This is a genomic window from Rhizobium sp. BK289 (assembly GCF_014193575.1).
GTDB lineage: Bacteria > Pseudomonadota > Alphaproteobacteria > Rhizobiales > Rhizobiaceae > Rhizobium > Rhizobium tropici_C.
The window spans coordinates 508,751-529,387 of sequence record NZ_JACHZO010000001.1 but is presented as its reverse complement, the minus strand read 5'-3'; the positions used below and the strand labels follow the sequence as shown (position 1 = coordinate 529,387).

Sequence of the window (20,637 nt, the reverse complement as noted above, 5' to 3'; positions counted from 1 at the left end):
GAATGCTCCAATCACCGCGTAAAACGCCGGAAGTCTTCGCATCATGATACCACGCCTCGTTTCGGCGAAAGACAGTTCGCTACATCAGACCGGCGCCTTCGCCCGTCGTCTGTCAGCACTTGGTTTTCAAGGAGATGTTGAGACGGAGGACGGCGCGCGGACAGTCGCCTCGACCGACAATTCCATCTATCAGGTCAAGCCTGCCGCCCTTCTCTATCCACGCGGCGCCGATGATCTGAAAATCATCGCCAAAGCCTTATCTGAACCTGCCTTTTCCGATCTTGTCATCACTCCCCGCGGCGGTGGCACCGGAACGAACGGGCAATCCCTGACCTCGGGCGTCGTCGTCGACTGCTCCCGACATATGAACCGCATCCTGGAGATCGATCCGGTTCGAAAGATCGCCCGTGTCGAGGCCGGTGTCGTCAAGGATCAATTGAACAAGGCGTTGAAACCGTACGGCCTATTCTTTGCGCCAGAGCTTTCCACCTCCGACCGCGCCACCATCGGCGGCATGATCTCCACTGATGCCTGCGGCCAGGGCTCCTGTCTCTACGGCAAGACCAGCAACCACGTTCTCGGCCTTCGTGTGGTGCTTTGCGATGGCAGCGACTGGTGGTCGCGCCCGCTTGGCAATCCCGAGCTGGACGAGATCAAGGCGCGTGACGATCGGATCGGCGAAATTCACCGGGTGGTGGATGCAATCGCTAGGGACAAAAGCGAGCTGATCGCGGCGACCTTCCCCAAGCTCAACCGATACATGACCGGCTATGATCTTGCCCATATCAGGTGCGAGGACGGCCGCTTCGATCTGAATGCAGTGCTGTGCGGCTCCGAAGGCACGCTTGCGATGATCGCCGAGGCCGAACTCAACGTGCTGCCGATCCCGGCGCAATCTGCCCTCATCAATATCCGCTATGATGATTTCAACACGGCGCTCGAAGATGCCAGACGGTTAGTGGCGCTGAAGGTCGCCTCGGTCGAGACAGTCGACGAGAAGGTGCTGGGTCTCGCCAAGGGCGACATCGTCTGGAGCGGCATCGCCCACTTCTTTCCGGAGGATGCGTCCGGCTCGGCCAATGGCATCAATATCGTCGAGGTGCTGGCTGACGATCGCGACGAGCTGGAACGCAAGCTCGCGGATGTCACCGCGGCCCTTGATGACCGTTCTTCCGCGCGTCACAAGGGTTATACGGTCGCCCGCGAAAAGAGCGAGATCGAGGCGATATGGTCGATGCGCAAACGCGCCGTCGGTCTGCTCGGCAATGTCGAAGGGCCGGTGCGGCCGGTGCCCTTTGTCGAGGACACCGCCGTTCCGCCCGAGCATCTGGCCGCTTATATAAGAGAATTTCGCGCCCTACTCGATGCCGAGGGGCTGGATTACGGCATGTTCGGCCATGTCGATGCCGGCGTGCTGCATGTCCGCCCGGCGCTCGATCTCACCCGCGCGGACCATCAGCCGCTCGTCCGGAGGATCAGCGACGGCGTCGTTGCCCTCACCCGCAAATATGGCGGCGTGCTCTGGGGTGAACATGGCAAGGGCGTTCGCTCGGAATATGTCCCTGAATATTTTGGCGAGCTTTATCCGAGCCTGCAGGACATCAAGCGCGCATTCGACCCCGGCGATCGCCTCAATCCCGGCAAGATCGCATCCGGCTCATCCCGCCCGTTGCTGAAGATCGACGAAGTGTCACTGCGTGGCGACTTGGACCGCATCATCGGCAACGACATCCGTGCCGCCTTCGACAATGCAGCCTATTGCAACGGTAACGGCGCCTGTTTCGATTTCGACGCGACAAGCCCGATGTGCCCCTCTTTCAAGGCGACGGGCGACCGGCGCTATTCGCCGAAGGGTCGCGCGGCATTGATGCGCGAATGGCTGCGCCTGCTGGCGGAGCGGAAGATCGATCCGCGGCGAGAGGCGGAAGCTTTGCGCCGCGCCAATCCTTTCGGCAATCTCTTGCGGCGAACCGTGAACTCGCTCAATCCGGCCAATCGCGACGACTTTTCCCATGAGGTGCGAGCAGCGATGGATACCTGCCTCGCCTGCAAGGCCTGCGCCGGCCAATGTCCCGTCAAAGTCAGCGTCCCAGCCTTCAGATCGAAGTTTCTGGAGCTCTATTACGGCCGCTATGTCAGGCCGTTGAAGGACCCGATCGTCGCCGCCATCGAGACTACCCTGCCGCTGATGGCGCGTTTCAAGCTTGGCTACAACCTGCTGACGGGCTCCAGTATCGGCCAGGCCTTGATGCGGCTTGCCGGTCTCACCGCGCTTCCGGCCATGCCTGCCGCATCGCTCGAACGGGAAGCGGCTCGTCTCCGCGTGCAGCTTGCTACTCCTGAACTGTTGGGAAAGCTCTCCGCGGAGGAGCGCACCCAAGCTGTCGTCATCGTTGCCGACGTCTTCTCCACCTATTTTGATCCAGCCGTTGTCATCGCTGCGCTCAAGCTCGCGCTGAAAATGGGCTTCAAGCCGTGGCTCGCTATGTCACCGAGCAACGGCAAGGCCCTGCATGTCCATGGCTATCTCGGCCGCTTCGAGAAGGCGGCGGTGAAATCTCGCGACTATCTCGATCGCATCTCGCAACTGGGCATATCGCTTGTCGGCATCGATCCATCGATGACGCTGACCTATCGCGGCGAATATGCAGCCCTGCCATCCGCCAAGCTGCAGGCGCCGGTGCTGCTGCTTCAGGAATGGCTCGGCGCCAATCTCGACCGATTGCCGCCGCCACAGGCCCTGTCGCAAGAGCGCTTCACGCTGCTTGCCCATTGCACGGAGAAAACGAACGCTCCGGCTGCCCTCAAGCAATGGTCCGTGCTCTTCGGGAAATTGGGAATCAGGCTAGATATGCCCGATGTCGGCTGCTGCGGCATGGCCGGCACCTTCGGGCACGAAGTGCGCAATCGTGCCATCTCGGAAAAGCTTTACGCGATGAGCTGGCAGGACAGGATCGCCGAGAACGGCAATCGGGCCGTCGTCATGGCGACTGGATTTTCTTGTCGTTCGCAGGTCGCCAAGATTGATCATCAAGCCATCCCGCATCCCGTCGAGATCCTCGAACGACTGATCAGTTAGTCTCTGCAGCGCCGTTTCCAAGGGCCAAACACATGTGGCGCCCGAAGGCGCCACATTTCAAAACAGCAATAGGAATAGCCGCTTAGACGGCTTCTTTCATCCTGATCTTCTCGAGGCTGTAAACCTGTCCGAAGCGATTGGCGAGGAAATCGCCGAGATCGATTTCTTCCTGGCAAACGAAGCCCTTGGAGGGCAGCTTGCCCTGAGCGAGAAGATCAAGCACGGTCGTAATGCCGGCTGCGGTGGTGATCTGGATGGCGCTCATCTTCTTGCCGGCAACGATGCCTGCATAGACCTTGTTGGCATAGGTTTCTTGCATGTAGCGGCCCTCGCGCCAACCGCACACGGTGACGAAAACGACGACCACGTCCTGCATGGTGGCCGGCAGCGCGTTCTCGAAGAGATCCTTCAGCACATCGCGGCGGTTCTTGAGGTTGAGGTCGTTCAGCAGCGCCTTGATGATGGCCTGATGGCCGGGATAGCGGATGGTGCGGTAGTTCATCGTCCGCACGCGGCCAGCCAGCGTCTTGGCGAGCGTGCCGAGGCCGCCAGACGTGTTGAAGGCTTCGTAGGTGACGCCGTCGAGCGAGAACTCCTCGCGCTCTTCCATGGCCGGCACGGTCACGAGCTTGCCTTCGACGATCGCTTCGCAGGGCTCGATATATTCGTTGATGAGGCCGTCCGTGCTCCAGGTCAGATTGTAGTTCAGAGCGTTGGAGGGATACTGCGGCAGCGCGCCGACGCGCATGCGCACGCTGTCGAGGCTGTCGAAATGCTTGGTAAGATCATTGGCGACGATCGAGATGAAGCCCGGCGCAAGTCCGCATTGCGGGATAAAGGCGGTATTTGCTCCCTGAGCCAGTTCCTCGACCTTCTTGGTCGTGGCCACGTCTTCGGTGAGGTCGAGATAATGAACGCCGGCTTCAAGTGCCGCTTCCGCGACGAAACCTGTGAGATGGAACGGGGCGGCCGACAGAACGGCGAACTTGCCCTTCAGAACGCCTACGAGCCCGGCGCGGTCGGCAATATCGACGGCGGCGGTGGAAATCGCGGGGTGACGGTCGATCTTGTCGAGCTGTTCCTGGCTGCGGTCGGCGACAACGACCGTGTAATCGCCTGTTTCCGCCAGCATCAGAGCGATCGCCCCACCGATCTTGCCCGCACCGATGACCACTATGTCTTTCATATGACTCCCCTGCATTTCATTGATAAGGTTTTTATAAGTGTAGGTAGGAGTTGAACGATTCATAGCGACGAAAAATGCATTTCGCTGTATAAATCTATACAAATTGACGAATAGAATTTGCAAAATGCAGGAGTCGCCATGCAGGTCACCGATAAGGACCGCGAACTGATCGCCTTGCTCGGCCAGAATGCCCGAATGCCTGTCGCGACTCTCGCCAAAAAGCTGTCGCTGTCGCGCACCACCGTTCAGGCGAGGCTAGAGCGGCTGGAGCGAGAAGGCGTGATTGCGGGCTATGGCGTGCGGCTGTCGGAAACCTATCTATCGGGCCTCATTCGGGCGCATGTACTGATCACGATCGCGCCGAAGGCATTATCAGCCGTGACCGCATCGCTGAATGCTATCCCCGAGGTAACGACGCTTCATTCCGTCAGCGGCACGTTCGATCTGATCGCTATCATCGCAGCACCGTCGATCTCCGAGCTGGATCAGCTGATCGACGGCATCGGCACGATCGACGGCGTCGAACGCACCCTGTCATCCATCATCCTTTCGACGCGGATCTCGCGTTGAAAGTGACCGATCATGCGATCGAGACCGGCTCGACTTCGGGCGTGGTGGAGAGGACAGCCTCCTTCAAAGCCCGCGAATAGGGATGCTGCGGATTATCCAGAACCGCACGCGCACCGCCCTGCTCGACGATCTCGCCCTTCTTCATGATGATGATGCGATCGCTGATGTAATAGGCAGTCGCCAGATCATGGGTGATGTAGATGATCGATAGCCCCAGCTCCTTCTTCAGCTGGCCGAAGAGATTGACGATCGCCATTCTCAGGGAAGCATCCACCATCGAAACCGGCTCGTCGGCTACCAGCAGACGGGGCTGCGGTATGAGCGCGCGGGCGATTGCGGTTCGCTGCAGCTGGCCGCCCGAAAGCTCATGCGGAAACCGCCCCTTCACCTCGGCAAGCGTCAAGCCGATATGGGCAAGCGCCTCGTCGGCCATGCGCTCGACATCCGCCCGACTTGGCCTCACGCCGGTCGGCGCGAAATTCCTTGCCGTTTCAAAAAGATATCGATCAACCCTCTTGAGGGGGTTGAACGCTTCGAACGGATTCTGAAGGACCGGCTGTACCTCCCGCATGAAGGCGCGCCGCTCGGACCGGCCATGAATGGCCACCGGTCTGCCGCGAAAATTCAGGCTGCCCGATGTCGGCGCCGTCTGGCCGAGGATCATCGACGCAATGGTGGATTTGCCGGAGCCTGACTCGCCGACGATCGAAAGGATTTCCGGCTCCTCTCCGAGGCTCAGATTGACATTGCGAACCGCCACGATCTGGCGCCGGCTGAGCATGCCGCCCTGACGATAGACCTTGCTGACATGCGAGAGTGAAAGAAGATCGCTCATCGCCCTCCTCCCGTCACCGCGAAGCAGGCTACGCGTCGATCCGGCTCTACCGCCACCATGGGCGGCACTTCGCGGCTGCAGATGTCCATGCGCTTCGGACAGCGTGGATGAAAACGGCATCCTTCCGGCGGCATGGCAAGATTGGGTGGTCGTCCTTCCAGGGAAGGCCGCGTCGAGGCATCGCCGATCCGCGGCAGGCTTGCGACCAGATGCTGCGTATAGGGATGGAGCGGCAGGTGGAAAAGCTTGCGCGTCGGTGCCTCCTCCACCAACCGGCCGGCATAGACGATACCGATGCGATCGGAGACTGCGGCGTGAACGCCCATGTCGTGGGTGACGAACAGGAAGGAGGACCCCATCTCGCGCTGTATTTCGCGGATCATCTGCAGCACGTCGCGCTGGACGATAACATCGAGCGCCGTCGTCGGCTCGTCGGCAATGATGAATTCCGGCGTCAGGATGGTCGCAAGCGCGATCGTCATGCGCTGGCGCATGCCGCCCGACAATTCATGCGGATAGGCATCGAGAAGATTCGCATCGAGCTTCAGCCGCTGGAGATGGGCGCCGACGCGGTCGAAGAAGGTGGCGCGATCGGCCTTCATATGACGGAAGGCAAAATCGATGAACGAGTGCCGGATGCGTCGCACCGGATTGAGCACGTTCATCGATCCCTGCATGATATAGGAGAGATGCCGCCAGCGAAGCGCCGCCCGCTGCTCAGGCGTCATCGCATAAATATCCTGCGTTGCGCCATTGAAGTGAAATTTGACCGCACCGGAGACGACACGAAGCGGCGGTCGGATCGCGCCCGCAATCGTCTTGATCAACGTCGTCTTGCCGCTGCTCGATTCACCCGCAACGCCGTAGATCTCACCGCGGCCGATCGACAGGCTGATATCATCCACCGCACGCACTTCGCGATCGACGCCGTAGAGGAAGGCCCGATAATAGGCCTTGAGGTTATTGACCTCGACGACAGCCTCCATGCCTAGCCTCCCATCCGGTTCAAACGACTGCGCGGATCGTTGTATTCATTCATCGACATCGACAGCAGGAAGAGCGCCATGAACAGCACCACGATGGCGGCGACGGGTGCCGCAACCCACCACCAGGTGCCGGCGATCAATGCCGAATGCGCATTGGCCCAATAGATCATCATTCCCATGGTCGGCGTTTCGATGTCAGTGAAACCCAGCACCGCAAGCGTGATCTCCATGCCGATCGACCAGATCATGTTGTTCATCGTCGTGGCGAAGACGATCGGCAGCACATAGGGCAGATGCTCCTCCACGAGGATCTTGCGCATGCTCATGCCGGAATAGACGCTTTGCGTAGTGAAGGGTCGCGTTTTCAGGCTGATCGCCACCGAACGGATCAGGCGCGCGTCATAAGACCAGCCGAGCGACGCCATGACCAGGATCAGCACCGTCCAGGTCATTTCGTCCTTGAGCACGAAATAGAAGAGGACCAGCAGCGGAAACTGAGGAACGACCATGATGCTGTCATTGATCGCCATCAGCACGCGATCGACGGTGCCGCCGGCGTAGCCGGCCACCAGCCCTACGACCAACGAGATGATGCGGGACAGAAAGGCAACGCCGATGCCGAAATAAAGCGTGTTGCGAAGTGCGACAGCGAGCTGCCAGAAGACATCCTGGCCGCGCGATGTCGTGCCCAGCCAGTATTGTCCATCCGGCGGCATGTCGGGCGGCAGCAGATAAAGATCGGAAGAGCCGTAAGGCGAAAAATAAGACAGGATCACCATTCCGACAATCACGGCAAACAGCAGCAGACCGCAAAGGAATTCCGCATTCTGGCGAGCAAGGTCGCGAACGATCGTCAGCATGGCCTACTCCACCTTGATGCGCGGGTCGATCAGCGGACCCAATATGTCGATGATGAAGACCGCGGCGGCGACGCCGACAATCGACAAAGCGCTAAGCCCCAGGACAAGGCTGTAATCGCCGGCATGGACGGCCGAAATCAGAAGATTGCCGATACCGGGATAACCGAAGACGATCTCGGTGATGACGGTGCCGTTGAAGACGGCGCCGAGCGACATGGCAAGGCCGGTAAACTGCGGCACCATGGCGTTGCGGGCGATGTAGGAGCGCAAAATCCTACGCTTCGGCACGCCGCCGAGCTCGGCGAACACGACATAATCCTCGGTGATGATATTGGAGACCAGCGCCCGCATGCCGATAAGCCAGCTGCCTGTCCCGACAAGGATCAGGGATAACGCCGGCAGGATGGAGTGGCGCAGAATATCGAGCACCAAAGCAAAGGACAGCTGCAGATTGGTGTTCATCTCGTAACCGCCGTTGATCGGCAGGATCGGCCAGATATAGCCGAAGAGAATGATCAGGACGAAGGCCAGGATGTAATAGGGTATCGGCTGCATGGCGATGAAAACGAGACTGACCGCCTTCAGCAGCGTATTCTTGCGATAATAGCCCGCCAGCGCGCCGATCATATTGCCGATCAGAAATGTGATGATTGTCGAAACCGTCATCAAACCGATTGTCCAGGGCAGCGCCCTTGCAATGATGGCGGAAACCGGCGTGGGAAATGCCGAGAGCGACGGTCCGAGATCGCCTGTCGCAAGGCGTGCCCAGAAATGCAGATATTGCTGCCAGATCGAGCCCCCGATGCCGTAGAGTTCCCGCAGGGACTCGCGCATCAGTTCGACGGCGCGGGGATCCGATTGCCCCATCTGCTGAATGGCGCCGATGCTTTCCTCGACCGGATCGATCGGTGTCAGATGCGTGATGAAGAACGTCGCAGATATGCCGAGGAAGACGACGAGCAGAAACTGGCCAAATCGTTTCAATACGAAAACTGGATAAGACGTCATTCCGTCGTTTTCCTTACTGCTCGCATTTCATCTCTTATCGAAAAGATCGCCGGACCCGTTTCGCGCCCGGCGACAGGTGCCTGGCGCGGCGCATCAGCCGCGTCAGGGTTGGGAGAATTAAGGCTGCGCCGGCTTGAGCTTCACCATCATCAACCGCGAGTTCGCCCAATTCGGAACGGGGTCGGTGTAGGGATCCGCTATCGTCGGATAACCCTTCCAGTAGGTCGTATCCATCGACGTGAAGACGTTGTAGGACATCAGGGGAATGGTCGGCATTTCACGGGCGACCAGTTTCAGATAGTCCTTGCCGAGTTCGATACCCTTCGGATCGTCTGCGCTGATGCGGCGGATGTTTTCGATGATCTTGTCGAGCTCGGGATTGGACCAGCGCTGCCAGTTGCGCGGCGCCTGGTTTTCGCCCTTCTTGGCAACGAACTGCGAATGCCAGCTGTCGAGGAAGAAGGATAGATCCGGATCACCGCCCCAGGTCTCGACGCTCCAGGCGATGGCAACCTGATAGCTGCCGGGCTGCAGTGCCACTTGCCAGAGGTTTGTGGTGGGTGCAGCCTTGGAGTCGATGCCGAAGGCCGCCCATTGCTGGGCAATCAGGGTCCCGGCGCGGGTGAAGACCGAGCGGGTGTCGCCTTCGACCGTCAGACGGATCTTGAAGGGCTGCCCATCGGGCGTCATCCATTTGCCACCCACCTTCTTGAAGCCTGCCTTTTCCAAAAGCTCCGCAGCGGCCTGCGGATCGGGCTTCCACCAGCCATAGCCGAAGGCAGCACTGATGGCGGCCGGATCGGTCGGAATCTGATCTTTGAACTTCGGCTGCTTGCGCAGCAGATCGGCAATCTGCTGACCGACCGTCGGATCGTAGGGCTTGATCTTGCGCTTGCCGGTATCGATCTCGAAATTCTTCAGCCAATCCTGCATCGGTGCCTGATAGTCCGTCATGGCAATCGCCGTCGGCGGAACGCCGAGCGCCGAAAGCGTGGCGGCGCCACGATAGCTCGCCATGTCGACGGCCTTGATATCGATGAGCAATGCCAAGGCCCAGCGCACATCGGCATTCTGGAACAGCGGATCCTGATTGTTGAAGATCACAGCCGGCAGCGTCGGATCCGGATGCGCGAAGGGGAAGCCGGGGAACCAACTTTCGACGGTCTTCGACTTTTCCTTCAGCGTGAACATGCCTTCCGGCGTGTTGTCGTGAATGATATCCAGATTGTGCTCGATCTGCGCGATGGTGCGCTTATCCGGCGGACCGGGATCGACATAGCTCACATATTTCGGAGCCGGCTCGCCAAAGCGGGCAAGCGAAGTGCGCTGCCAATCGTCACGCTTCTCCCAGGTGTACCATTTGCCCTGCGGATCGTAGGCCTTCAGCTTATAGGCGCCGAGCGAGACGGGATTGGCATTATCATAACGAACGGGATCGGCGACCTTCTCGAAGACATGCTTAGGCATGATCCACGCGCCGTTCCAGCGAACGGTGAAGATGGCGTGAAAGCGTGAATTCGGCTTCTTCAGCTTGAAGACGACGGTATAGGGATCCGTTGCCTCGACGCTGGCGACCTGAACCGAAAAGGCAGCACTCCAGACCATGCCGGGATGGTCCATCTGCGTCTTGACGGTGTAAACCACGTCATCGGCGGTGAACTCGACGCCGTCGCTCCAGTAGATACCCTTGCGCAGCTTCACCGTCATTTGGGTGAAATCATCATTATACTGCGGCTTGTCGGCAGCGAGCGAATTGTCCCAGGCGGAGCCGCCCAGGCCCTTTTCCGGATCGATATACCAGAGCGTATCCATGGTCAGCTGCTGCAAGCCGGTCGAAACGCCGCCGCCGCCATTGACCCAGATATTGAACCAGCCCGGATTCTTAATCGTTCCCTCGGGGTTTTCGACGATCAAGGTCTCCTTGCGAGGCAAAGAGGTATAGTCCTGAGCCTTGGCTGCCGCGACGAGGCCGAACGTGGCCAGTGCGACACCGAAGGCAAGCTTCTTCCACTGTTGCATCATCTCCTCCCATTCTTATCGACTGTGCGGCCTACCCAAACAATGGGAAACGGGCCGCGACGTTCACGCCTTTTCCCGGTGGGCCGCGCACGCTGCGCGGCAACCAGGCCTGCAACAGGCTGTCGGCCGCCTCCTCGCGACCGTTCGGCCATTTTCTCCGCCGGAGCAGATCGGCTCCGGCTACCGGCTGTCACACGGCCAGCCGGATCACCGTGTAAGACAAAGGCTTCAACGTGGCACGAAGCCGGCCATCCTCGATTTTGGCGTCCCCCGTGTTGGTCGGGACGACGGCATTCGGCTGCGCTGCCGTATTGGTTGCCTGCAGATCGCTGTGGACCATTTCGTGCTGCTCGACGACACGGGCTCCGGCAAAGCCTTCAAGACGTGTGTCCAGATCGAGCGCGCTGTCGGGATGACGGTTGACCGCGAACAGCGTCACCATCTTACCGAGATCGTCATGCACGGCTGATACGTCGAGATAAGGCACGTCGTCGGCCTCGTCGCTGTCATAGGTCGGGCCGTCAGTGATGAGACGCAGCGCATAACCGCGACCGTATTTCGAGGCGAAATAGAGCGGATAATAGATAGTTTGCCGCCACGCGGGACCGCCATCTTCCGTCATGATTGGCGCGATGACGTTGACGAGCTGCGCTATGCAGGCAATGCGCACGCGGTCGGAGCGGCGAATGAAGGTGTTGAGAATGCCGCCGACCTGCAGCACGTCTTCGAAATTATAGACATCTTCCAGCAGGTGCGGCGCATCCGGCCATTCATCGCGGGCGAGGATGTCCTTGTCCTGCTGGTTGGAATGATACCAGACGTTCCATTCGTCGAAGGAAATGCCGATCGTCTTCTTCGACCGCTTCTTCGCTTTGATATAGTCGATGACGCCGCCGATGGTGACGATATAGCGATCCAGCTTCTCGGCCTTGGCGAGATAGTTCAGCGTATTCTTTTCGCGATTGGCGAAATACATATGCAGCGAGATATGATCGGCGCTGTCATAGCACTCGTCCAGAACCTGCGCTTCCCAATCGGGATAGGTCTTCATATCGGAATTCGACGAGCCGCAGACCACCAGTTCGAGAGATTTGTCGAAACCGCGCATGGCCTTGGCGGTCTCGTCGGCCAGGCGGCCATATTCATAGGCAGACTTGTGACCGACCTGCCAGGGACCATCCATTTCATTGCCCAGGCACCAGAGCTTCACGCCGTGCGGATCGGACCAGCCGTGCTTGCGCCGCAGATCCGACCAGTATGTGCCGCCCGGATGATTGCAATATTCGAGGAAGTTTCTCGCCGCATCCAGACCGCGCGAGCCGAGATTGACTGCCAGCATCGGCTTGGTATTGGCCTTTTTGCACCAATCGACGAATTCATTGACGCCGATCTGGTTGCTCTCACGCGTCCGCCAGGCAAGATCGAGACGCACGGGGCGCTCGGATCGCGGCCCGACGCCATCTTCCCAATTATAGGCTGAAACGAAATTACCGCCCGGATAGCGGCAATAGGGCGAGTTGAGCTCGCGCACGAGCTCAATCACATCCTTGCGAAAACCGTGCTCGTCGGCGGTTGGATGGCCCGGCTCATAGATGCCGCCATAGATCGCCCGGCCCAGATGCTCCAGAAAAGAGCTGTAGAGCCGATCATCGATGTCGGCAATTCGGAAATCACGGTGGACGATCACATGCGCCTTCACGGCCTTCCTCCCATATATATCAGATATTTCGTTCTTATACCTTGATCTTGATACACTTTTGGAAGGCCGTCAACGCTTCCACAGCGGAAAAAGCCTGAGGATCGCAATGATAACGATTTCCAGGTGGAAAATACGCTGAAAAAACAGATGGTTATTAAAAATACGACTTATTGGAAATTTATCTCGATCATATGCTATATATCAAAAAATATGATATAAATCTATGCCAGATCGACCCGCATCAAAATGTCTCGGCCGTAATTGCCGAAGCCGCGACCGAAAATGTTGACGCCGCCCGTATTGCGTGCGTCGTCGGCAATGCCGATGCGCAGCCGGATCGAAGAATGCTGGCTGATGGCGAGATCGTCGATGGTCACATCGGATACGGCAACCCCGTCGATGAACGTGCCCTTCTTGGAGATCCGCCAGGTCTTAAGCTTGCCGTACTGAGAGCCTTCCAGCTTCCACCAACCCGGTGTGAAGGCTCCGCGCTTGTCGCCGTAGTCACCAGGGGATGTCCATGTGCCGACAGCGACGCCGTTGACCCAGATGGTGATGTCCGACGGCCAGTCCGGATTGGTGCCCGGCACTTCGGACGACAGCTCCATCGAGAATTCGATGGCATTGACATTCCGGTTCAAGATCTTGGCATTGTTCGGAAATTTATATTCGACATGGCCGCGGCCGAACCAGAGAAGACCGGCCTGCATGCGCTGCGGATCGAGGAAATAATCCGGAACGTCGAGGAGGCCGATCACACCTTCGGTCGAGCAAAGGCCGCAAGGTGCATGCGTTTCGCAGCTCGTGTAGAGACCGATCGGCATGGCGACCTCGATCACGTCCTCATCGTGCTTGAAGGCCTGATCCTCGAAGCTCAGCAGGATTTCGTCGTAAAGCGCGGTGCAGATCTTCTGGTAGCCCTTGCGCGCTTTCGCAGCCTTGGTCTCGACGAGACCAGCCTCCTCCAGGATCATGATCGCCGTCGCGACGGTGGATTGCGGCAGATCGAGTTCCCGAGCAATCTCATTGACGTTCATCGAACCTTTGGTGCAGAGCAGCTTCAGCATTTCGACGCGGGCCGGCGCTGAAAGTGCCCTGAAGACCGCGGCGTTCTCGCCCGCATAAATTGTCAGAAAGCCGCGCTGCATCGAATCCCAAATACCCCGATCAATGGATATCATTTATATCAGGATTTTTGATTTCACAAGAGATATCGGCCTTTGGCGTCTTCCATGCGCACAGGAAGACGCCATCGGGTCATTTCCGCCATACAACTTCCAGGGATGGGAGCGCCGCCCGCACCTCGGATGCCCGCAGTATCATCTGCATGTTTCTATGCGTTTCAACGCGGCCGTAATGCCCGATAATGAGTAGGAATAGCTCGTGGCGGTGCCACGTTTGGACGTTGCCTGCAGTTCCAATTGCGCGCCGCCTTTCATGGCGCTGATCATCGAAGGTTCCTGGGTTTCATCCCTCACCCAGCCGTGCCGGTCTTTCGTGAACATCGGAAAGGTCTTGTCGCCAACCGCAGCCGTCATTTGCGCGCCGTCCTTCAGATCATAGCCCATCGCGGCTTCGGGGACCAATTTGTCGCCCGGAGACAGGCGCGAGACGATGAAGAAGTTGTCGCCATGGTCGACAGTGGCGGGTTGCTGTGAGACCGGCCTCGACAACACATAGCAGCTGACACTATCGCCCGATTTATAAGAATATGCGCCCCAATGATCGAATTGATCGATACGGACGGGCACTTCCGCATGCGCAATACCGGCGCCGAATGCGACGAAGACCAGAGCGGGGGCGAATTTTCTAGCAAACATAGTTTCCTGCCATTTCTTGTTTCAAGGACGTTGAAAGCGAGAGAAGCACTCACACGCGCGGCAGTCTCGGTGCGGTGCGTTATTCGATTGTTAATGTCTTCGTTAAAATTTGTTCATGTTAGGCGACGCGCAGGAAATGATGGCGGAGAAGAACGCAACCTCTATCGGCGTTGACGATCAGTTCACAGATTGTGCTGTTTCCCCCGCTGCATCCATGCACATATAGCCCCTGAACCTACGGCTTTTGCGAGCCATGACATGAAGACCCAAGCAAGCAGCGCCTCGGACGGGCGCCATCTGTGTCTGGCATGGACATGGATGATGCAAAATCAAGCCGGGCAAACCGGATATAGCAGGATGACATCATGAAGAAGATCGGTTTCCTTTCATTCGGCCACTGGACGCCGTCGCCCCAATCGCAGACACGATCGGCAGGCGACACGCTCCTGCAATCGATCGATCTCGCCGTGGCGGCTGAACAATTGGGTGCTGACGGCGCCTATTTTCGCGTGCACCACTTCGCGCGTCAGCTAGCTTCGCCGTTCCCCCTATTGGCGGCCGTCGGCGCCAGGACCAGCCGTATCGAAATCGGCACGGCTGTTATCGACATGCGCTATGAGAACCCGTTCTATATGGCCGAGGATGCGGGCGCTGCCGATCTCATCGCCGGCGGCCGGCTGCAGCTCGGCATCAGCCGCGGCTCGCCGGAACAGGTGATCGATGGCTGGCGCCACTTCGGCTATACGCCGATGGAAGGCGAAAGCGACGCCGACATGGGCCGCAGACATACGGAAGTGCTGCTCGACCTCCTGCGCGGCGAAGGCTTCGCACAGCCCAGTCCTCGGCCGATGTTCCCGAACCCGCCCGGCCTGCTGCGCCTCGAACCTTACTCCGAGGGCTTGCGCGAGCGGATCTGGTGGGGTGCCGGCTCCAATGCTACGGCCGTATGGGCAGCAAAGCTCGGCATGAACCTGCAGAGCTCGACACTGAAGGACGACGAAAGCGGCCTGCCCTTCCACGTTCAGCAGGCCGACCAGATCAAGCTCTACCGCGAGGCTTGGAAAGAGGCAGGACACAAGCGTGAACCGCGGGTGTCGGTGAGCCGCAGTATCTTCGCTTTGGTGAACGATCTCGACCGTGCCTATTTCGGCAGCAGCGGCAAGGACGCCGACAAGATCGGCTTCATCGACGAGAAGACGCGCGCCATCTTCGGACGCAGCTATGCGGCCGAGCCCGACGTGCTCATCGAGGAATTGGCGAAAGATGAGGCGATCGCGGCAGCCGATACCCTGCTCCTGACCATACCGAACCAACTTGGCGTCGAATACAACGCCCATGTCATTGAATCCATTCTGACCCATGTCGCTCCGGCATTGGGGTGGCGATAAGGCGGCATGCAGATCACATAAACCGGCCTCGGCCGCCCGCGAAATTCGACTTTCGCGGGCGGTACTTTCAAACGCGCCCGCCGAAAGGCGGGCGCTTGCAGATCAGGCTATAGCATCCTGGCGCCGCAAGACGTGCAGTGCTGCCAGCACCAGCAATGCCGTGAGCGTGGAGAAGCCCGCCAAAGGCCATGCACTGTCGCCACCCAGTGCTGTCACCGCCAGCGTACCACCGATGCTGACGATCAGGCTCTGGATGCAGAAGTAGAACGCCACGGCCGATCCGGCGATATCGCCGAATTCCGCAAGCGCTCCGTTCGCCGTCACCGATGACGTGAAGACGATCCCAAGGGCCATGATCCACATCGGCAGCACGAAACTCGCGAAAGACGGCGAGCCGTAGACCTGACCAAGCGCGAGACCAGCCGCGCCGATAAGAAGCAGTGCCATGCCCCGTGCGACACAGCCCGCGACACCCCACCGCTCGACAAATGATCCGGCGAAGCGCGCCGCAGCGATCATCATGACTGCGACGGTTGCGAATGCCATGCTGAAGCCGAGTTCCGAATAGCCGGCCCGGCCGATCAGTACGCGCGGCGCAGTCGAGAAGAACACGAAGAATGTGCCCATGCCCGCGCTGAAGGCCAGCGTGTAGGTCCAGAACGGAAAGCTTATGAAGATCGGCCGGATGGAACGGCGTGGTCCTCTCGAACCTGCTGGCCGCGTCTCACGCCACCTTGCCGTGGCGTTGATCGTCGCGGCCAGGGCCAGAAGCGCCAGCACCATAAAGATCACACGCCATCCGAACCGATCGGCGATCATCGCGCCTGCTATTGGGCCAAGTGCCGGCACGAAGGACAGTATCGCGCCGAACGCGGCATAGATGACCGCCTGTTCCGGCCGGTTGCCGTAGACGTCCCGGACGGTTGCAAAGGTCGTAACCAGTGCCGCCGAGGCACCCATGGCCTGCAGCAGCCGGCAAAGGACGAAGGCGGTCGCCGTCGATGAGCCAGCCGCTCCGAGAGAGGCACCGGCGAACAGGATCGCCCCGGCAAGCAGCACGGGACGGCGACCGATGCGATCCGAAAGCGGACCGAACAGGACCTGCCCAAGACCAAGCATGATCATATAGAGGCTCAGTGTGAGCTGAATGACCGATGGCGTCGTGTTCAGAATGCCGGGCATCGCTGGAACGACGGGAAGGTAGATATCCATCGCCAGCGAGGCGAGAATGTCGAAAGGCGCCATCAGCAGCAATGCCGCCGGCAGCGAGTAGGCCCATGACGGGCGTATGTCAGACATGAGAAAATTCCGCTCGAAAGAGAAATCGGGCGGCGTCTGCCACTAGGGATCCGGTTGGAATGAGTTCGACAGCACGCCGCAACAACAGGAAGCTGTTGCGGCTTATCTATCTGCTGACTTTAAGGTCCCCATGCCAATAGCTCCGTGGTGAGATAGGTAGTGATGATCAGCCTTTAGCAGATGCCATCAAGTCGGACAATGATGTTGCGAGCCCTGCGCGGACTGCAACCTGCCCATATAGAGTGCGACAATCACGCAGCGAAAATGGACGGGAAATCTAATGATTTGTTAACCATGACCATGCCCTAACTGTTTGTAATTTCATTACTGGAGCAGGTTATGGTACGCGCATCGAAAATGGACGAGTTGAACGATCGGCTCGACTTTATTGGACTAGGGCAGGATGCCAGGCAGGCTTTGGCAGAGCTGCAGCCCACCATCGAATCTGCCGTCAAGGGCTCTCTCGATATCTTCTACGGGAAGATCACCAAACACCCCGAGATGTCGAAATTCTTCTCGTCGCAGCAGCACGTGGCGCATGCGAAATCTAAGCAGCAGGAACACTGGAAGACCATCGCATCGGGCAAGTATGGTCCCGATTATGTCGAAGCAGTCTCGGCCGTCGGCAGAACCCATGCGCGCCTGGGACTGGAACCGCGCTGGTATATCGGCGGCTACGCACTGATCCTTGAAGGCATGGTGCGCTCGATCGTCGCGCAGCAGCTCAAGGGCATCATGCAACGCAAGCACGAGCAGGCCCTGTCACGGCGGCTGTCGGCGATCGTCAAGGCGGCACTCCTCGACATGGACTACGGCATTTCTGTCTATCTGCAGGTGCTCGCCGATGAGCGCGACCGCGCAGAATCCGAACGGGCCGTCGCGCAACGGGAGCAGGAGCGAGCGCTTGATGCCCTTGGCCTCGCGCTGAACGGACTTGCGAGTGGCGACCTGACGGCTGAGATCACCGAAGCCCTTTCTGCCGAGTTCGAAGCTCTGAAAAGCAACTATAATGAATCTCTTTCATCTCTCGGAAGCGCGATGCAGCGCATCGAGGATTCGGTAACCCGCGTTCGCGAAGAAGCCGGGTCGATCTCATCGGCCGCCGACAACATGGTGCGACGCACGGAGCAGCAGGCTTCCGCACTGGAGGAAAGTGCTGCTGCAATCGACCAGATCACCACGATTTCCGAACAGACCGCCGAGCGGACGCGCGAGGTACAGGCGATCGTCAAGGAATCCGCCTCCGAAGCCGAACGCTCTCGCGAGGTCGTGCAGCAGGCCGTGTCCGCCATGGACGATATCGAGACCTCGTCGCGCAAGATGACCGACATCATCTCCGTCATCGACGATATTGCCTTCCAGACCAATCTTCTCGCGCTGAATGCCGGCGTCGAGGCGGCGAGAGCGGGCGAACAGGGCAAGGGCTTTGCCGTCGTGGCGCAGGAAGTCCGCGAGCTGGCACAGCGCTCGGCATCCGCGGCCAAGCAAATCAAGGATCTGATCGACAGGTCGTCGGATGACGTGCGCCGCGGCGTCGAGCTGGTCAACCGGACCGGCGAGGCACTGGCCTTGATCGGCAACCAGGTCGCTTCCATCGACCGGAATGTCGGTGCCATCGCCCGCTCGGCGCAGGAACAGGCCGCCGGCATCGGCGAAATCAACTCCGCCGTCCGCAACATGGATCAGATGACCCAGCAGAATGTCGCGCTGATGGAAGAGACGAATGCCTCGACGCGCCACCTCGCCGATATCAGCAATGAACTTGCCGGCCTGGTCGGCCGGTTCAAGACGGTGCGCTCGGGCACGAGAACCGGCGCGGTGAGATTGAAGCTCGCCAGCTAGCGCCGCCCCCGGCCTGACACAATGGTTCAACCGGCTCCAGGTATCTACCTGGGGTCGATTGAATTACGCGGCCTATGCCGGCATCTCCTCGATTTCGCCAATCAGCCACTGGCGAAACACCTTCATCGATGCCGTTTCCGCCCGCGATTTCAGCCGCGTCAGCCAATAGCTGCCGGTCGTCGCCGTAATCTGGAACGGCTGCATGATACGCCCAGCCTCGATGTCATGAGAGAACATCGCGACGGGCACAAGCGCGACGCCGACGCCGCGCGCAGCCGCCTCCACCAGCGTCAACGACGAATCGAACATCCAGCCGCGAAGATGCGGCGGCGGCAGGCCCGCCGCCCTGAACCAGAGCGACCATTCATCGATCCGGTAGGATCGGAGCAGCTCGACCTCGGCAAGATCGGTCGGTGTGCGCAAGCGCTCGCCAATATTCGGCGTACAGACCGGGGAGAGCGGCGCATCCATGAGATGGATCGCCTCGGTCCCATGCCATGCTCCGTCGCCGAAGCGCAGGAAGAAATCGAGCCCATCGAGCACCATGTCAGCACGATTGTTGTTGGTCTTCAGGCGCAGATCGACATGCGGATGCTGCGCTCTGAAGCGGCCGAGACGCGGCAACAGCCAGCCGATCGCGAAAGTGCCGACGACGCCGACCGTCAGGATCTCGGCAAAATTCCCCTCCTCCAGCTGGCTGAGCGTGGCGCTCATGCGCCGAAAGGCATCCGTCAATACCGGCAACAACGCATGGCCTTCATCGGTCAGGGCAAGCCCGCGCGGCAGGCGCTTGAAAAGGGGCACCCCAAGCACATCCTCCAGCGCCTTGACCTGATGGCTGATGGCCGTCTGCGTCACCCGAAGCTCGAGGCCCGCCCGCGTGAAGCTGCAATGCCGCGCCGAAGCTTCGAAAACACGGAGCGCGTTCAACGGCAGCTGTGAAATATCCATTTGTGTCCAAAGACCAAGTTTTTCTCATGTCTAAGCTCAGAATTGATCGTTTGTCTAGGGCAGGGAGCGGCGCCATAGTCCGGCTCGCAAGGTGATTTGCAAGGCGCCAATGACGTCCACGGAGCCTGAGACGCACCTCTTTGCTCAACATCAATCGAAGTGGAAACAAGATGACGATCTTATTGTCGCGCCGGCAAAGCCTTGCCGGCGGGTTGCTCGCTCTGCCCGTTCTGGCGGGGATAAGCGGTGTTGGACGCACCGCGGAGGATCATTCCGGCGAAGAGCGGCTTGCAGCGCTCGAGAGCAAGCATCCGGGCCGTATTTGTGTGAGTATTCTCGACATGGCGAGCGGCAGGCGCATCGAACACCGCGCCGGCGAACATATCTTGATGTGCAGCACCTTCAAGGCACTGGCGGCTGCCCTGGTGCTCGCCCGCGTTGACAAAGGCGAAGAGAAGCTCGACCGGCGCATTCGCTACTCGGAAGGCGATATCATCGGCGGCTCGCCAGCAACCAAATTGCGCGTTGGCGACGGCATGACGGTGGCAGAACTCTGTGCTGCGGCGGTCACGCTCAGCGACAATGCGGCTGCAAATCTCCTGCTTGCGAGCTTCGGCGGCCCCAAGGCGCTGACCGCGTTCTGCCGGAGCCTTGGCGACGATCTCACGCGCCTTGACCGCACAGAACCCACATTGAACTACCACGACACGCCGGACGACCAGCGCGACACGACGACGGCGGCCGCGATGCTGGAGAACCTTCGGCGGCTTCTGTTTACCGACGTGCTCACGGCCTCCTCGCGATCGCAGCTTGCCGCATGGCTGATCACCAACAAGACGGGGGACGCCCGCTTGCGCGCCGGCGTCCCGAAGGATTGGCTGGTCGGTGACAAAACCGGTACGAACGGTGACAAAGCCGGCAATGCCAACGACATTGCGGTGCTGTGGACGTCGAAGCGCGCGCCGATCATCGTGACGGCCTATTGCGAGATCCCCTCGATTTCAGCGGACGAACGCAACGCCGTAATTGCCGAGATAGGCCGGATCGCCGCGACGATCTGAGATCGCCCTTCATCCATCAGCATGAGGATATCAT

General features: G+C 59.4%; 16 protein-coding genes. 5 read left to right on the top strand and 11 right to left on the bottom strand.

All coding sequences use genetic code 11. The annotated features are described in order from the left end of the window. Positions 1–43 precede the first annotated feature (43 nt). Complete coding sequence (locus FHT84_RS02445) at positions 44–3,079, top strand: FAD-binding and (Fe-S)-binding domain-containing protein (protein ID WP_183760887.1); 3,036 nt, start codon at positions 44–46, stop codon at positions 3,077–3,079. An 82-nt stretch (positions 3,080–3,161) separates the two neighbouring features. On the opposite strand, the gene FHT84_RS02440 is transcribed toward FHT84_RS02445, so the two are convergent. Next, positions 3,162–4,265, bottom strand: a complete 1,104-nt coding sequence (locus FHT84_RS02440; RefSeq protein WP_112344895.1) for a saccharopine dehydrogenase family protein — start codon at positions 4,263–4,265, stop codon at positions 3,162–3,164. Positions 4,266–4,403: 138 nt separating this feature from the next. Here FHT84_RS02440 and FHT84_RS02435 point away from each other — a divergent pair, with 138 nt between their 5' ends. Then, positions 4,404–4,835 carry an Lrp/AsnC family transcriptional regulator gene (locus tag FHT84_RS02435; protein WP_041678395.1) on the top strand — a complete coding sequence of 144 codons (432 nt, stop codon included), beginning with the start codon at positions 4,404–4,406 and terminating at the stop codon, positions 4,833–4,835. 10 nt (positions 4,836–4,845) lie between these two features. Here FHT84_RS02435 and FHT84_RS02430 read toward each other — a convergent pair whose 3' ends face one another. The 8 genes from FHT84_RS02430 to FHT84_RS02395 form a co-directional block, all read right to left on the bottom strand. Beyond that, the gene (locus FHT84_RS02430; RefSeq protein ID WP_183760890.1) at positions 4,846–5,670 is read right to left on the bottom strand and encodes an ABC transporter ATP-binding protein; all 825 of its coding nucleotides are present in this window, start codon (positions 5,668–5,670) and stop codon (positions 4,846–4,848) included. Then, the gene (locus tag FHT84_RS02425) at positions 5,667–6,656 is read right to left on the bottom strand and encodes an ABC transporter ATP-binding protein (protein ID WP_112344893.1); all 990 of its coding nucleotides are present in this window, start codon (positions 6,654–6,656) and stop codon (positions 5,667–5,669) included. Before FHT84_RS02425 ends, FHT84_RS02430 begins: the two co-directional genes overlap by 4 nt. 2 nt (positions 6,657–6,658) lie before the next feature. Next, complete coding sequence (locus FHT84_RS02420; protein WP_112344892.1) at positions 6,659–7,516, bottom strand: ABC transporter permease; 858 nt, start codon at positions 7,514–7,516, stop codon at positions 6,659–6,661. A gap of 3 nt (positions 7,517–7,519) precedes the next feature. After that, complete coding sequence (locus FHT84_RS02415) at positions 7,520–8,524, bottom strand: ABC transporter permease (protein ID WP_112344891.1); 1,005 nt, start codon at positions 8,522–8,524, stop codon at positions 7,520–7,522. A 117-nt stretch (positions 8,525–8,641) separates the two neighbouring features. Continuing rightward, the gene (locus FHT84_RS02410; RefSeq protein WP_112344890.1) at positions 8,642–10,543 is read right to left on the bottom strand and encodes an ABC transporter substrate-binding protein; all 1,902 of its coding nucleotides are present in this window, start codon (positions 10,541–10,543) and stop codon (positions 8,642–8,644) included. Between the two features lie 190 nt (positions 10,544–10,733). Continuing rightward, positions 10,734–12,242: an alpha-N-arabinofuranosidase gene (locus FHT84_RS02405; RefSeq protein WP_112344889.1), complete on the bottom strand. Its 1,509-nt coding sequence runs from the start codon at positions 12,240–12,242 to the stop codon at positions 10,734–10,736. Between the two features lie 221 nt (positions 12,243–12,463). Next, positions 12,464–13,390 (bottom strand): ArsR family transcriptional regulator, encoded by a 927-nt coding sequence (locus tag FHT84_RS02400; protein WP_112345208.1) that lies wholly within the window; start codon positions 13,388–13,390, stop codon positions 12,464–12,466. Between the two features lie 171 nt (positions 13,391–13,561). Continuing rightward, positions 13,562–14,062, bottom strand: coding sequence for an invasion associated locus B family protein (locus FHT84_RS02395; protein ID WP_112344888.1), 501 nt, complete (start codon positions 14,060–14,062; stop codon positions 13,562–13,564). Positions 14,063–14,427: 365 nt separating this feature from the next. Here FHT84_RS02395 and FHT84_RS02390 point away from each other — a divergent pair, with 365 nt between their 5' ends. Further along, complete coding sequence (locus FHT84_RS02390) at positions 14,428–15,450, top strand: LLM class flavin-dependent oxidoreductase (RefSeq protein WP_112344887.1); 1,023 nt, start codon at positions 14,428–14,430, stop codon at positions 15,448–15,450. Between the two features lie 102 nt (positions 15,451–15,552). Here FHT84_RS02390 and cml read toward each other — a convergent pair whose 3' ends face one another. Then, a complete protein-coding gene (cml, locus tag FHT84_RS02385; RefSeq protein WP_112344886.1) occupies positions 15,553–16,749 on the bottom strand; it encodes a CmlA/FloR family chloramphenicol efflux MFS transporter in 1,197 nt (398 codons plus the stop codon). A 339-nt stretch (positions 16,750–17,088) separates the two neighbouring features. On the opposite strand from cml, the gene FHT84_RS02380 reads away from it, so the two are divergent. Then, positions 17,089–18,591, top strand: a complete 1,503-nt coding sequence (locus FHT84_RS02380; RefSeq protein WP_112344885.1) for a globin-coupled sensor protein — start codon at positions 17,089–17,091, stop codon at positions 18,589–18,591. Between the two features lie 72 nt (positions 18,592–18,663). On the opposite strand, the gene FHT84_RS02375 is transcribed toward FHT84_RS02380, so the two are convergent. Beyond that, on the bottom strand, positions 18,664–19,542 hold the full coding sequence (locus FHT84_RS02375) for a LysR family transcriptional regulator (RefSeq protein WP_112344884.1): 879 nt from the start codon (positions 19,540–19,542) through the stop codon (positions 18,664–18,666). 170 nt (positions 19,543–19,712) lie between these two features. Here FHT84_RS02375 and bla point away from each other — a divergent pair, with 170 nt between their 5' ends. Next, on the top strand, positions 19,713–20,603 hold the full coding sequence (bla, locus tag FHT84_RS02370; protein ID WP_112344883.1) for a class A beta-lactamase: 891 nt from the start codon (positions 19,713–19,715) through the stop codon (positions 20,601–20,603). The last annotated feature ends 34 nt before the right edge of the window (positions 20,604–20,637 follow it).